The 13,605-nt window shown below is 68.4% G+C and carries 8 protein-coding genes; 2 read left to right on the forward strand and 6 right to left on the reverse strand.

Annotation, left to right across the window (positions count from 1 at the left end; genetic code table 11):
* Window positions 1-45 precede the first annotated feature (45 nt).
* Window positions 46-1,884 carry a DNA helicase RecQ gene (gene recQ, locus BSY19_RS05595; RefSeq protein ID WP_069053282.1) on the forward strand — a complete coding sequence of 613 codons (1,839 nt, stop codon included), beginning with the start codon at window positions 46-48 and terminating at the stop codon, window positions 1,882-1,884.
* 120 nt (window positions 1,885-2,004) lie between these two features.
* Complete coding sequence (gene gyrB, locus BSY19_RS05600; RefSeq protein WP_069053283.1) at window positions 2,005-4,443, forward strand: DNA topoisomerase (ATP-hydrolyzing) subunit B; 2,439 nt, start codon at window positions 2,005-2,007, stop codon at window positions 4,441-4,443.
* A gap of 183 nt (window positions 4,444-4,626) precedes the next feature.
* Here the strand turns inward: gyrB and BSY19_RS05605 are convergent, their stop codons facing one another.
* The 6 genes from BSY19_RS05605 to BSY19_RS28285 form a co-directional block, all read right to left on the reverse strand.
* Window positions 4,627-5,667, reverse strand: coding sequence for an AraC family transcriptional regulator (locus BSY19_RS05605; RefSeq protein ID WP_069053284.1), 1,041 nt, complete (start codon window positions 5,665-5,667; stop codon window positions 4,627-4,629).
* 137 nt (window positions 5,668-5,804) lie between these two features.
* Complete coding sequence (locus tag BSY19_RS05610) at window positions 5,805-7,226, reverse strand: arylsulfatase B (RefSeq protein WP_069053285.1); 1,422 nt, start codon at window positions 7,224-7,226, stop codon at window positions 5,805-5,807.
* 27 nt (window positions 7,227-7,253) lie between these two features.
* Window positions 7,254-8,054, reverse strand: a complete 801-nt coding sequence (locus tag BSY19_RS05615; protein WP_069053286.1) for a hypothetical protein — start codon at window positions 8,052-8,054, stop codon at window positions 7,254-7,256.
* Window positions 8,051-8,437, reverse strand: coding sequence for a hypothetical protein (locus tag BSY19_RS05620; protein WP_069053287.1), 387 nt, complete (start codon window positions 8,435-8,437; stop codon window positions 8,051-8,053). The genes BSY19_RS05615 and BSY19_RS05620 overlap by 4 nt, the downstream gene beginning before the upstream one ends.
* 301 nt (window positions 8,438-8,738) lie before the next feature.
* On the reverse strand, window positions 8,739-11,108 hold the full coding sequence (locus BSY19_RS05625) for a methyl-accepting chemotaxis protein (RefSeq protein WP_069053288.1): 2,370 nt from the start codon (window positions 11,106-11,108) through the stop codon (window positions 8,739-8,741).
* A 120-nt stretch (window positions 11,109-11,228) separates the two neighbouring features.
* Window positions 11,229-13,574 (reverse strand): methyl-accepting chemotaxis protein, encoded by a 2,346-nt coding sequence (locus BSY19_RS28285; protein WP_150129508.1) that lies wholly within the window; start codon window positions 13,572-13,574, stop codon window positions 11,229-11,231.
* Window positions 13,575-13,605 lie beyond the last annotated feature (31 nt).

A 13,605-nucleotide genomic window follows, 5' to 3' on the forward strand; every position in this document is an offset into this window, starting at 1 on the left:
CCGGCGGGACTGGCCATCGGGGCGCGCCTCGGGCAAACCCTCTCCATGCCGCAGCCCTTCGAATCAGACGCCCGCGCGATCCTCAAATCCGTCTTCGGCTATGATGATTTCCGCCCGGGCCAATGGGAGGTGATCGAGGCCGCGCTCGCGGGCCGCGATGTCTTCGCTGTGATGCCGACGGGCTCGGGCAAGTCGATGTGCTACCAGCTCCCCGCGCTGGTCGCGGGCGGTCTGACGCTCGTGGTTTCGCCCCTGATTGCATTGATGCGCGACCAGGTCGGGCAGTTGACGCGGGCGGGCGTCGCGGCCGCCTCGCTGAACTCGATGAACAGCGAAAGCGAGGCGGCCGAGGCCTGGGACAAGCTCAATTCAGGCGAGTTGCGCCTGCTCTTCGTCTCGCCCGAGCGGCTGGCGGGGGAAGGGCTGGTCGGCCGGCTGCGTCGTCTCGGCGTGACGCGGCTGGCCATCGACGAAGCCCATTGCGTCTCGCAATGGGGTCATGATTTCCGGCCCGAATACCGGCTGCTCGCCAAGACGCGCGAGGCGCTGGGCGGCGTGCCGGTGACGGCGCTGACCGCGACAGCCGACCGGCAGACGCGCGAGGACATCGCCCAGCAGCTCTTTCCGCGGCCGCCGCATCTGGTGGTGCATTCCTTCGACCGGCCGAACCTCAAGCTCGCCTTCGCACCCAAGGACCAGCCGCGCCGCCAGATCGACGAGTTCCTGCGCAGCCACCGCGGCGGCTCGGGCATCGTCTACTGCTCGTCGCGCGGCCGCACCGAAAAGCTTGCCGAAGGCTTGCGCGAGAAGGGCTGGAATGCGCTGGCCTATCATGCCGGCATGGAGCAGGGGCTGCGCAACCGCAACCAGGACATCTTCCTGCAGGAGGATGGCGTCGTGGTCTGCGCCACCATCGCTTTCGGCATGGGCATCAACAAGCCCGATGTCCGCTTCGTCGTCCATGCCGACATGCCGGGTTCGATCGAGAGCTACTACCAGGAGATCGGCCGGGCCGGGCGCGACGGGCTGCCGGCCGACACGCTGACGCTCTATGGCATCGACGACATGGCGCTGCGCCGCCGCCAGATCGACGAGAAGGCGATCGACGACGAGCGCCGCCGCATCGAGCACAAGCGCCTCAACGCCATGATCGAGCTGTGCGAATCCGCGCTCTGCCGCCGCAGCGCGCTGCTCTCTTATTTCGGCGAGGAGACGCAAAGCTGCCGGCATGGCAAGGCGCCGATCCGCTGCGATCTCTGCGGGGCGGATGCGCCCGAACTGACGGATGCCACGCTCGATGCGCGCAAGCTGCTCTCGGCCGTCGCCCGCTCGGGCCAGCGCTTCGGTGCCGCCCATCTCGCCGACATCCTGACGGGCACCGCGACCGACGCCATCCGCCGCCAGAACCATGATGGGCTGAAGACCTTCGGCGTCGGCCAGGACAAGCCCAAGAGCGCCTGGACGGCGCTGACCCGCAAGCTCTTCGCCGCGGGCGCGCTCGCCGAAGCCAGCGTCGAGCATGGCGGCTTCTGCCTGACGGGGAAGGGCGAGGACATCCTGTTCGGGCGCGAGGCGATCGCGCTGCGGGCCGACCCCTTCGCCGACCGTCGCAGCCGCCGCTCCGGGCGCGAGCAGGCCCGTGCCGACGGCCTCGACGAGGGCACTGCCGGGCTGTTCGAGCATCTGCGGCAGCTGCGCCTCTCCCTGGCGAGGGAAGAGGGCGTGGCCGCCTACATCATCTTCACCGATCGCACGCTGATCGCGATGGCGAGAGCCCGGCCGGTGGGGCTGGAGGAGATGCGCGCCATCGAGGGCGTCGGCGAGCGCAAGCTGGCCCAGTATGGCGAGGCCTTTCTGGAGGCGATCGCCGCCTTCCACCCTTGATCCGGGCCGCCCCACGCGTGTACGCGCGCACACGCGTGAAAAAGCCGCACTCGGGCGCTATAGTCGCGCCAACGAATCAAGATCACTGCGGGCGCCGCGCGCCCGCTGAAGGACGACGACATGAGCGATGCTGCCCGCGACCTTGAAGACGCCGCTTACGGCGCCGATTCCATCAAGGTTCTCAAAGGCTTGGATGCGGTGCGCAAGCGCCCGGGCATGTATATCGGCGACACCGATGACGGCTCGGGCCTGCATCACATGGTCTACGAGGTCGTCGACAACGCGATCGACGAGGCGCTCGCCGGCCATGCCGATCTCGTCACGGTGACGCTGAACGCCGAAGGATCGGTCACCGTGACCGACAACGGGCGCGGTATCCCCACCAATATTCACACCGAAGAGGGCATCTCGGCGGCCGAGGTCATCATGACCCAGCTCCATGCCGGCGGTAAGTTCGACCAGAATTCCTACAAGGTCTCGGGCGGCCTCCACGGCGTCGGCGTCTCCGTGGTGAATGCGCTCTCGGTTTCGCTGAAGCTGCGGATCTGGCGCGGCGGCAACGAGCACTTCATGGAGTTCCGCCATGGCGATGCGGTCGCGCCGCTCGCGGTCGTCGGGCCGGCCGGCGACAAGCGCGGCACGGAGGTGACCTTCACCCCGTCCCAAGAAACCTTCACGATGATCGAGTTCGACTACAAGACGCTCGAACATCGCCTGCGCGAGCTCGCCTTCCTCAACTCCGGCGTCCGCATCGTGCTGACCGATGCGCGCCGCGCCGAGGTGGTGCGCGAGGAGCTGATGTATGAGGGCGGCGTCGAGGCCTTCGTGCGCTATCTCGACCGCGCCAAGACACCGGTCGTCTCCGCCCCGATCATGCTGTCGGCGGAGAAGGACGGCATCACCGTCGACGTCGCGCTCTGGTGGAACGACAGCTACCACGAGAACGTGCTCTGCTTCACCAACAACATCCCGCAGCGCGACGGCGGCACCCACCTCGCCGGTTTCCGCGCCGCGCTGACGCGCCAGGTCACCGGCTATGCCGAAAGCTCCGGCATCTCCAAGAAGGAGAAGGTCTCGCTCACCGGCGACGATTGCCGCGAGGGGCTGACCGCGATCGTCTCGGTCAAGGTCCCGGATCCGAAGTTCTCCTCCCAGACCAAGGACAAGCTGGTCTCCTCCGAGGTGCGCCCGGTCGTCGAGAACGTCGTCAACCAGGCGCTCGCGACCTGGCTCGAGGAAAACCCCAACGAGGCCAAGATCATCGTCGGCAAGGTCGCCGAGGCTGCGGCTGCCCGCGAGGCCGCCCGCAAGGCCCGCGACCTGACCCGCCGCAAGGGCGCGCTCGACATCGCCTCGCTGCCGGGCAAGCTGGCGGACTGCCAGGAGCGCGACCCGGCCAAGTCCGAACTCTTCATCGTCGAGGGTGACTCGGCCGGCGGCTCCGCCAAGCAGGGCCGCGCGCGTGAATACCAGGCGGTGCTCCCGCTGCGCGGCAAGATCCTCAACGTCGAGCGCGCGCGCTTTGACAAGATGCTCTCCTCCGACCAGGTCGGCACGCTGATCACGGCGCTCGGCGCCGGCATCGGCCGCGAGGAGTTCAACATCGAGAAGCTGCGCTACCACAAGATCATCATCATGACCGACGCGGACGTGGACGGCTCCCACATCCGCACCCTGCTGCTGACCTTCTTCTACCGGCAGATGCCGGAGGTGATCGAGCGCGGCCATCTCTTCATCGCCCAGCCGCCGCTCTACAAGGCGGCCCGCGGCAAGAGCCATGTCTACCTCAAGGACGAGCGCGCGCTGGAGGACTACCTCGTCGAGACCGCGCTCGATGGCGCCGTCTTCAAGACCGGCATGGCCGGGGGCGGGAGCGTCGTCGAGCGTGGCGGTTCCGATCTGCGCGGGCTGATCGAGGAGGCGCGCGGCATCCGCTTCACGCTGGGACAGCTGCATTCGCGCTATGACCGGCGGGTCGTCGAGCAGATGGCGATCGCGGGCGCGCTGCGTCCGGTCTCCGAGGAGAACGAGGCGCAGGCCCAGGCTGCCGCGGTGAAGGTCGCCGCCCGTCTCGACGCGATCTCCGACGAGCTCGAGCGGGGCTGGGAGGGCAAGGTCGCCGAGGGCGGCTTCCAGTTCTCGCGCATGGTGCGCGGCGTCAAGCAGGTCGCGACCGTCGATGCCGGTCTGCTCGCCAGCGCGGAGGCGCGCAAGCTCGATGCCGCGTCGGTCTCGCTCCAGGAGGCCTATTCGCGGCCCGGCGTCCTCAGCCGCAAGGGCGACGACCATGCCGTCAACGGGCCGACCGGGCTGTTCGAAGCCATCACCGCGATCGGCAAGAAGGGCGTCACGCTGCAGCGCTACAAAGGCCTGGGCGAGATGAACCCGGAACAGCTCTGGGAGACCACGCTGGATCGCGACGTCCGCTCGCTGCTGCGGGTTAAGAACGACCAGAACGACGAGGCCGACGATCTCTTCGTCAAGCTGATGGGCGATGTCGTCGAGCCGCGCCGCGAATTCATCCAGACCAACGCGCTGAACGCGACCGTGGATACCTGAGGGCGGATCCTGTCCGGGCGTGACAGGGTCGCTCTGCCGCTTCGGTCGGGAGACGGGCAGTCGGCATCCGTGCCCAACCGGAAGGTGATGCGACCGGACAACATCGGGTCCGGCGCGACGGGGCGCGGAAGCGACATGAACGGAGCCGATCGAGCGGGATGAAGACCTGGCTCGCCTTGGGCGTCAGCCCGGCGACGGTTCGCTCCGGCCCGGCATCCCGTTGAGCGTCCGGCGAAAATCCTGAGGCGATCCGCCCTCCCAGCGCCGGAAGGCCCGGTTGAAATGGGCCGCGTCGGAGTAGCCCAGTTCCATGGCGACGGCGGTCACGCTGGCACGGGGCCGCGCGAGAAGCACCCGCGCCTTCGCCCTCCGGCAGTCGTCGACCAGGGTTTCGTAGTCGGTGCCGTCATCGGCCAGGCGCCTCTGGACCGTGCGTGCCGACTGGCCGAGGATCTCGGCCGCCTGCCGGAGTGTCGCGGGCCCGTCCGGCAGGCTGGACCGGATGATGCGGTCCACGGCGGTCCGGGTCTCACTCGCCCCGAGCCGGACGGTTCCGACCTTGGCTGCAGCGTTCGATGGACCTGGGATGTCGCCAGCGAAGTGGGCCGCTCGGAGCGGGCTGGCGAGAGCCGCGCGCTGCATGTGGATCCGGACCTGCGAGCCGCTGCCGAACGCGACGGGAGCCTGGAACCAGTCCTCATAGGCCGTGCGACGGCCCTTGCAGGCATGGGGAAAGACCACTCTGTCAGGCACCCAGTCGGCGCCGAGGAGATGGCGCAGCATGAAGACATGGAAGGCAGCCGCGCCCTCGTAGAGCAGCCAGGCCGTCTCGTCGTCGCCGATCAGCCCGTGGATCATGACGGCGTCCGGGCCCTGCTTGAGAAACTGCAGCGTGACATGCGACTGCAAGGTCGGCATCGCGGCGATGTGGGCCTGCAGGCAGGCCTCGGCGGAATGGCCGGCGGCCAGGGCATGCCCGATCGGGCCGAGCTTTGCTGCGTCCGCGCTGCCACCGAGCGCGAGCCCGAGTTCGGCGACACCCAGATGCCGTGCGGCCAGTGCGAGGGCGTGATGGATCTGGGCGCGTGGCACGATCCGCCCGGTTTCGACATCCTCGACACTGAGGCCGGCCCGGTTCAGGACCCGTTCCGGGGCCTCCCCAACGGCCGCGAGATGCCCCGGGAGCATGTGCAGAAGGGTCGCCCGGGCGGCCGCGCGTGACATGATGCTCTCCGACGACCGTCGACGAACAGAAAACCCGCTCCTTCCGTCGGGAAGGAGCGAGTCCACATCATGCCGATGCTGCGTGGCGTCGCAATTCGAAACTTGTGACCCGTTCGATCCACGCTGGCGCAGCAGCGTCAGTCGCCCTGGGTGAAGAAGGCATCGTCATTGGGGAAGACGGGGCCGGGCGCATGCCGCCCGAGATAGGATCTGAAGGTCTCCTGGAAGAACAGGGAGGGCTTCATCTCCTTGGAGAGGTCGTCGATCCGCTTCTGCAGCGCTGCAACCAGCGGCGCGTTCTCCGCAGCCAGATTGGTCGTCTCGCCGGGGTCTTTCGCGATGTTGTAGAGCTCGACCTTCGTCGGCAGGGTCGCGCGCAGGTTCAGCTTCCAGTCGCCCTGACGCAGGGCAGCCCTGAACATCTCGACATTGTAGACGATCTCCGTCCGCGGCGAGGGCGCGCCCTGGCTGAGCGTCTGCCAGACATCGACGCCGTCGAGCGGCTTTGTACCCGACAGCGACGCACCGGCGCGTCCTGCCAGGGTGGGCAGCATGTCGACGACATGCATCGGCTGATCGACCTTGCCGGGCTTGATCCGGCCGGGCCAGTTCGCGAGCGCGACCGCGCGCGTGCCGCCTTCGTCCAGCGAGCCCTTGCCGTTGCGGAGCGGCGTGTTGCGGGCCGGCAGCTGGCCCTTCGTCTCGATCTGACCTGCGAAGGTCGCCGAGGTGACGCCGCCATTGTCGCTGTGGAAGATCACCAGCGTGTCCTCCCGCATGCCCTTGCGCGAGAGTTCGGCCAGCACGGCGCCGATCTGCTCGTCCATGGCATTGATCATCGCCGCATAGGTCCGGCGGTTCGGATCGGCAATCGACGCAAACCGGTCGACATACGCCTTGGGCGCCTGGAAGGGCGTGTGGGGCGCCGTGAAGGCGAGATACATGAACAGCGGCTTGGCCGGATCATGCTGCCGGATATGGCGGACCGCATCCTTCCCGAGCAGGGTGGTCACATAGCCGGGCTCGTCGAGCTTGCGGTTGTTGCGATACCAGTCGGTGACGCCGTGCACCTTGTGGGTGTTGTAGTCGATCTCGCCGATCAGCGCGCCATACTGGTAGTCGAACCCGCGCTGCTTCGGCCAGAGCTTGCGGTCGGCGTGGCCGAGATGCCATTTGCCGATGATCGCGGTGCTGTAGCCCGCTTCCTTCAGGATCTGCGGCAGCAGCTTCTCGTCGAGCGGAATGCCATAGCTCTGCTCGGGCAGGATGACGAAGCTCTGCAGCCCGTAGCGCATCGGGTAGCGCCCGGTCATGAGAGCCGCCCGCGTCGGCGTGCACATCGGCTGGACGTAGAACTGCTGCAGCTCGGCGCCCTCGCGGGCCAACTGGTCGATCGTCGGTGTCGCGATCTCCGGGCTGCGGAAGCCGACATCGGCAAAGCCGAGATCGTCCGCGATGATGTAGAGGATATGGGGCTTCCTGGCGGTCTGCGCGTGCGCGGCGATGGGCGCCAGCAGGGCCAGGGCCAGACAGGCGAGGCGAAGCGGAGAACAGATCATGGCGGTGTCCTTGACGGTGCGGCAGCGTCAGAAGCGCGAGGTCAGTCCGAGGACCGGGCCCTGCTGGAGCGCGTCGAAGATGAAGTTCCCGTTGCGGTAATCGACCTTCATCGCGCGATAACCGGCGAAGGCGGACCAGCGCTCGTCGATGACGTATCCGACGCCCCCGAACACGTCCCATTCGTAGCGGGAGGCTCCCTTCCCGACGAAGCCGATGGTCGTCAGATACCAGGAGGGCGTCAGATTGAGCCGGAACCGGGCGCCGATGACGGCGTCCGCCCATTGCTCGCTCTCGCTCAGCTTGAGGGTGCCGGGCAGCAGCTGGACACGCAGCGTGTTCCGGGTGGAGAAGCCGCGCACGCCGGCGAAGCCGTCGAGGCTGTAGCGGTCGGTGTCCACGAACCGGTAGCCGACGGCCGCCAGACCGATGAAAGAGGCGCTGTCGACCTTGACGCCGGCCGGGACGCCCGCCGGGTACACGGTCTTGTTCGGCGAGATCTTCGACGCGATGATATCCAAGAACAGCAGATAGCGCCCGTAGCCGATTTCGCCGGCGCCCATGATGCCGCCGTCGAAATTCTTCATGACCTGATCGAAGCCGATATCGACCTTGACCGTCGGCAGCGGCGGCAGGGTCCGCATCCGGCCCTCGAGGCCGGTGGCCCAGAGATAGGCCGCGCCCTTGAACGTCAGCGCCGGCGCGAGCGGCACGGCAGCCACCGGTTCCTGACGGGGCGAGGGGATATCGGCTGCGCGGGCCGCGAGGGTGGTCCCGACCAGAACGGCGGCGGCGAGCGCGCCGCGCAGGAGGGCGTTGAAGCTTGTCATGGCTGCCTCGGCGCGACGCAGTAATTCCAGTAGCCGCGGGTCTTGCTGGAATCGCTCCAGAACCAGCAGAGTTCGGGTGACGGCGCCTTGGGCACCGCATTGACGGCGGCGACCGTCACGATCGCGCCGATGGTCACCCCGGCGACGACGCTGCCCCAGTACCAGGGCCGTACGGCCGGAACCGGCCTGACCGGAGCCACGACGACCGTGCGCCGGACGGTGCGCACCGGCGGTCGCCGGACGGCTGCGCCGGGAGGCGTCCGGATGACAGCCGTCGCGGCCTCGGCCTCGAGCAGCGGGGCGAGGGGCTCCAGAGGTCCGCAGACCGCGAGGGCGGCGAGGAGTGTGACGGCGGAGCGGCGAAAGAAGCGATCGGGGCCCATCGGCAGGCGTGGTTCCGGGTGGCAGTCAGGGGTGTTGACGCTACCCGCTGATGCCCCCTTCGCGATTGCCATTTCGCGCCAGTCTGACGCTGAGGCAGCCGCTCTCCCGCCCCGGCTGATCCGTCAGCGGGATGAGAGGCAGTCCGCCCTGTTCAAGGATCTGTCTCGCGCTGGGTGCCAGTGGCGCTGTCTCGCCCCATGGCTCGCCCCGGTCCTGTCCGCCTTCAACCTGTCCGCGATCCGCCTTCACGGAGATCGCGCCAGCGCCGTGCGATTCCCGTGAAGGTGGGCCGGCTCGCCCTCAGGCGGCGCGCCTTGCGCCGCCATGCTGCGGGTAGCCGCGCGACAGGCCGGTGTCCGGCCCGGTCTTGAAGGCGGCGACGAGGTCGTTGAGCTGGGCGATCTTGCCCGAGAGCGAGCCGGCCGAGGCCGCGCTCTGTTCCGACAGCGCCGCGTTCTGCTGGGTCATCTCGTCGAGATGCGCGACGGCCTGGCTCATCTCGTCGATGCCGCTGGCCTGTTCGCCGGAAGCCGCCGAGATTTCCGCGATGGTGGCCGCGACCTTCTCGGAGGCTGCCAGAATCTGGCTGAGCTGTTCGCCGGCCTGACGGACGAGCTTGACGCCCTCGCCGACCTCGCTGTTCGACGAGGAGATCAGCGCCGAGATGTCCTTGGCGGCCTCGCTCGAACGCTGCGCCAGGGTCCGGACCTCCGAGGCGACGACCGCGAAGCCCTTGCCGGCATCGCCGGCCCGCGCCGCTTCCACCGCCGCGTTCAGCGCCAGCAGATTGGTCTGGAAGGCGATGTCGTCGATGACGCGGATGATGTCCGAGATCTTGGTCGAGGCGCTCTCGATGCGGGCCATGGCGTCGACCGCCTGGCCGGCGATGGCGCCGCCGGTCTGCGCCGCCTGCATCGCATCATTGGCGACGTTGGCCGCCTGGCGCGACGCGTGCGCGGTCGCCTTGACCGAAGCCGCGAGCTGCTCGGTCGTCGCCGCCGTCTCCTCCAGGCTCGATGCCTGCTCCTCGGTGCGCTTCGACAGATCGTCCGCGCCCATGTTGATCTCGCGGGCGGCCAGTCCGACATCGGCTGAGGTGACCTGGATCGTCTTGACCGTCGAGGACAGCCGGTCGACCGTGTCGTTGATCGCGCCCTTGAGATCGGCGAAGCGGCCGCGATAGGCGGTGTCGACCCGATGGGTCAGGTCGCCCGCCGCGATCGCCTGCAGCGCGTCGGAGAACTCGCTGGTGGCGCCGTCGACCACGGCGTTGATCTCGTTGATGCCGGCGACGAGCTTCTGCATCTGCTCGTCGGCATGGTCGATCTGCAGCCGCGCCGAGAAGTCGCCCGCGGCGGCCGCTGCCACGACCTCGCCGACATCCGACACTACCGCTTCCATCGACTGCGCCCGGGCCAGGCGCGCCGCTGCCGCTGCGCGCTCCTGCTCTTCCAGATCGCGCATCTTCACCAGATTGTCGCGGAACACCGCCAGCGCGGACGCCATGGCGCCGATCTCGTCCCGGCGCGTGATCGACGGCAGCGCCGTCGAGAGATCGCCCTCGGCCAGCCGCGTCATCGACGTCGTCATCTGGGCGAGCGGGTTGGTGACGCGGGAGCGCACGACGATGTAGCCGGCCACGGCGATCGCGAGGCTGGCGACCAGGACGGCGACGTATTTGGCGATCGCCAGGAATGCGTCCTGTGCGGCTGCGTTGGCGCGCTCGACGGCCTGGTCGAGGGCGGTGCTGGCCACGGCCGCGATCGTTTCCAGAGCAGGCACGATCTGACCGCGCCACTGATCGACGGTCATGTCGGGCTTCCCGCCCGAGGTCGTCAGCGCCGTCACCCTCTCACGCATCTGGTGGATCGGGCCGGTGAAATAGGCCGCATGGGCACGGGCGACGGCGGTCTTGATCGCCGGATCGGTATGGGCGGTGTCCGTCATATCGCGCAGCGCCCGCCAGGTCGCCAGCGCGCTCGCATCGTTGCTCAGGACAAGCGGCGTCTCCTTGGCCTCGAAGGTGCGCTGTTGGGCAGCGATCGTGTTGATCATCACGGCTGAGGTGCCGCCATAGGTCCGCGTCGTCCAGGCGAGGGCGCGGGCCATCACCAGTTCTGTCAGGGCCGGATTAAGGGCGCGGATCTCGCTGTCGACCGCGAGGGAGGCCTTGTTGAGGACCTGCAGGAACGTCTCGCCGACGCTCATGACCCGGTCCGGCAGCTTCTTGTCACGGTTCTCGAGCGGCAGCTTGAGATCCTTCTCGACATCGGCCCGGACCGCCCGGTTGTCGTTGTAGATCGCCGCGAGTTCGCTCTGCACCGCAGCCAGTGTCGGCCGCCCCGCGGCGGCGAAGGTCGCCATGGCCGACGTCATCGCCTCATCGACGACTTTCCGACGCTGCAGGAAGCTGTCGATCGAGGACTGGTTTTTGTCATTGGTCAGGATGACGGCACTCTGCATCGAGGCGCGTTCGAGCCGCCAGGCCCCGAGCGCGTCGAACAGATTCTTGTTCAGGCCCGCCAGGCCGACCACCTGTTGGGCGACGCCATACTGGGTCACCGCGGACCAGATGCCCTGCAGTGCGAGCCCGCTGCTCACCAAGGCCATCGCGCAGACCAGCCCGATCAGGACCGTCCTGATCGACGCTTTGCCAGGAACTTTCGTCATCACTTCCCCCGAAGCGGTGGCCGCGTAGAGCAGGGCGGCGTTAACCTAAGGTAATTGTTGAATCTTGATGGAAACTTTCCCGGCCGAAACCGCCCCACCTCACCGGGGGGCGGCTCGCCCTCAGGCGGCGCGCCTTGCGCCGCCATGCTGCGGGTAGGCGCGCGACACGCCCGCGTCCGGCCCGGTCTTGAAGGCGGCGACGAGGTCGTTGAGCTGGGCGATCTTGCCCGAGAGCGAGCCGGCCGAAGCCGCGCTCTGTTCCGACAGAGCCGCGTTCTGCTGGGTCATCTCGTCGAGATGGGCCACCGCCTGGCTCATCTCGTCGATGCCGCTCGCCTGCTCGCCCGAGGCGGCGGAGATCTCCGCGATCGTCGAGGCCACCTTCCTTGACGCGCTGAGGATCTGCTCCAGCGCCTCGCCGGCCTGGCGGACGAGCTTCACGCCCTCGCCGACCTCGCTGTTGGAGGACGAGATCAGCGCCGAGATGTCCTTGGCCGCCGAGCTCGACCGCTGGGCGAGCGTGCGGACCTCGGAGGCGACGACCGCGAAGCCCTTGCCGGCGTCGCCGGCCCGGGCGGCCTCGACGGCTGCGTTGAGGGCCAGCAGATTGGTCTGGAAGGCGATGTCGTCGATGACGCGGATGATGTCGGCGATCTTGGTCGAGGCGGTCTCGATGCGGGCCATGGCGTCGACGGCCTGGCCGGCGATGGCGCCGCCGTTCTGGGCGGCTTCCATCGCTTCCGTCGCGATCGCGGCGGCCTGGCGCGAGGCCTGGGCGGTGGCCTTGACCGAGGCCGCGAGCTCTTCGGTCGTCGCCGCGGTTTCCTCGAGGCTCGAGGCCTGATCCTCGGTGCGCTTGGAGAGGTCGTCAGCGCCCATGTTGATTTCGCGCGCCGCCAGCCCGACATCGGCCGAGGTCAGCTGGATGGTCTTGACCGTCGAGGACAGCCGGTCGACCGTGTCGTTGATCGCGCCCTTCAGATCGGCGAAGCGGCCGCGATAGGCGGTGTCGACCCGGTGGGTCAGGTCGCCGGCCGCGATCGCCTGCAGCACCTCGGAAAACTCGCTGGTGGCGCCGTTGACGACGGCATTGATCTCGTTGATTCCCGACACCAGATCGCCGAGCGGACCGCCGACGTCGCCCACGCTCGCGCGCCCGGAGAAGTCGCCGTTCTGGGCGGCACTGACGATCACCGACACCTCGCCGAGCAGCCTCTGGACATTCGCGGCCTGCTGGCTGTCGGCCAGCATGGCGAGTTCGCGGTCGCGCCGGCTGGCCTCCAGCGACAGGGCGTTTTCGCGATAGGCTTCCAGCGCGCCGCTGAGCGCACCGATCTCGTCAGGCGAGGCCGGGGCGGGGATGGGCTGCGAGAAGTCGCCGGCCTGCATCACGTCGAGGGCCGATTTCAGCGCCACGACGGGCTTGGCGATACGGTTCTGGACCCCGCGCCAGCTCACCACGCAGAGGGCGAGAAGCAGGCCGAGCAGCACGCCGATCACCGCCAGCCGCGTCCAGGCCTGGTCGAGCTTCGCCTGTGTCGCGGTGGCCATGTCGTCGAGCGACTGCGTGATCGCCGACAGCATCGAGGTGAAGGGGCCGTTGCAGAGCCTCGTCCAGTCTTCCGCCGAGATCAGCGGCGCCGTGCCCTGGCCGAGCTTGGCCGAAAGCGAGTCCATCGTCTTGTTGGCCGCGTCCATCTCGCTGCCCATGACGCCGATCTTGCGCACGAGTTCGGCGCTGACGCCGCTGCGCTCGCCCATCTGCCGCAATTGCTGCATGCTGGCCTCGGAGACGCCGCGCAGCTCGCCCAGCCTGCGGATCTGGGCCGGTTCGAGGGCCTTGCCCGAGGCCATGTGCGGCCGCAGCACCGAGCACTGGATGCCGTAGAAGGACCGGGTGCGCCAGCCGGTCGACTTGAAGTTCTGCAGGTCGGCCATGACGGGGTCTGACATGCGCACGGCCAGCGAGGTGGCGTCCGCCGCCTTCACCAGCGCACTCTCGATGTCGCCGACGCCGTTGTACCAGGGCATCGTCGCCTGCAGGCTGCGCTGCGCCTTCGGCTTGGCCGCCTCGGCGCGGAGATCCGCGAACTTGGCGTCGGTCGCCCTCTGCTGCTGCGCCACGGCATCGGCCAGGGCGGCGCGGTCGGCCAGCGAGGTGGCGTTCAGCCGCGCGACGGCCTCGTCGAGGTCTTTCCGGTTCGCCTGTTCGACCTTGGCGATGATCGGCGCGGGATCATCCGCCGCCTGGATCGCGGTCTGGGCCTGTCCGCGATTGGCACGGATGCTGTTGCCGGCGATGAGGAGCGCCTTGTCGGCCTCCACCAAAGTCGCCAGACGCATGTTCTCCCGGACTTCGTCGAAGGACTGGCTCGCCATGTAGCCCAGCGCGCCGACGCCTGGAATGCACAGGCAGGCCATCGTGGCGACGAGGTAGTTCTTGATCGAGGCGGGGAACAGCTGCACGGGCACCATCCTGGTCGCTGCGGCAGGGCAC

This window comes from Bosea sp. RAC05, assembly GCF_001713455.1.
GTDB lineage: Bacteria > Pseudomonadota > Alphaproteobacteria > Rhizobiales > Beijerinckiaceae > Allobosea.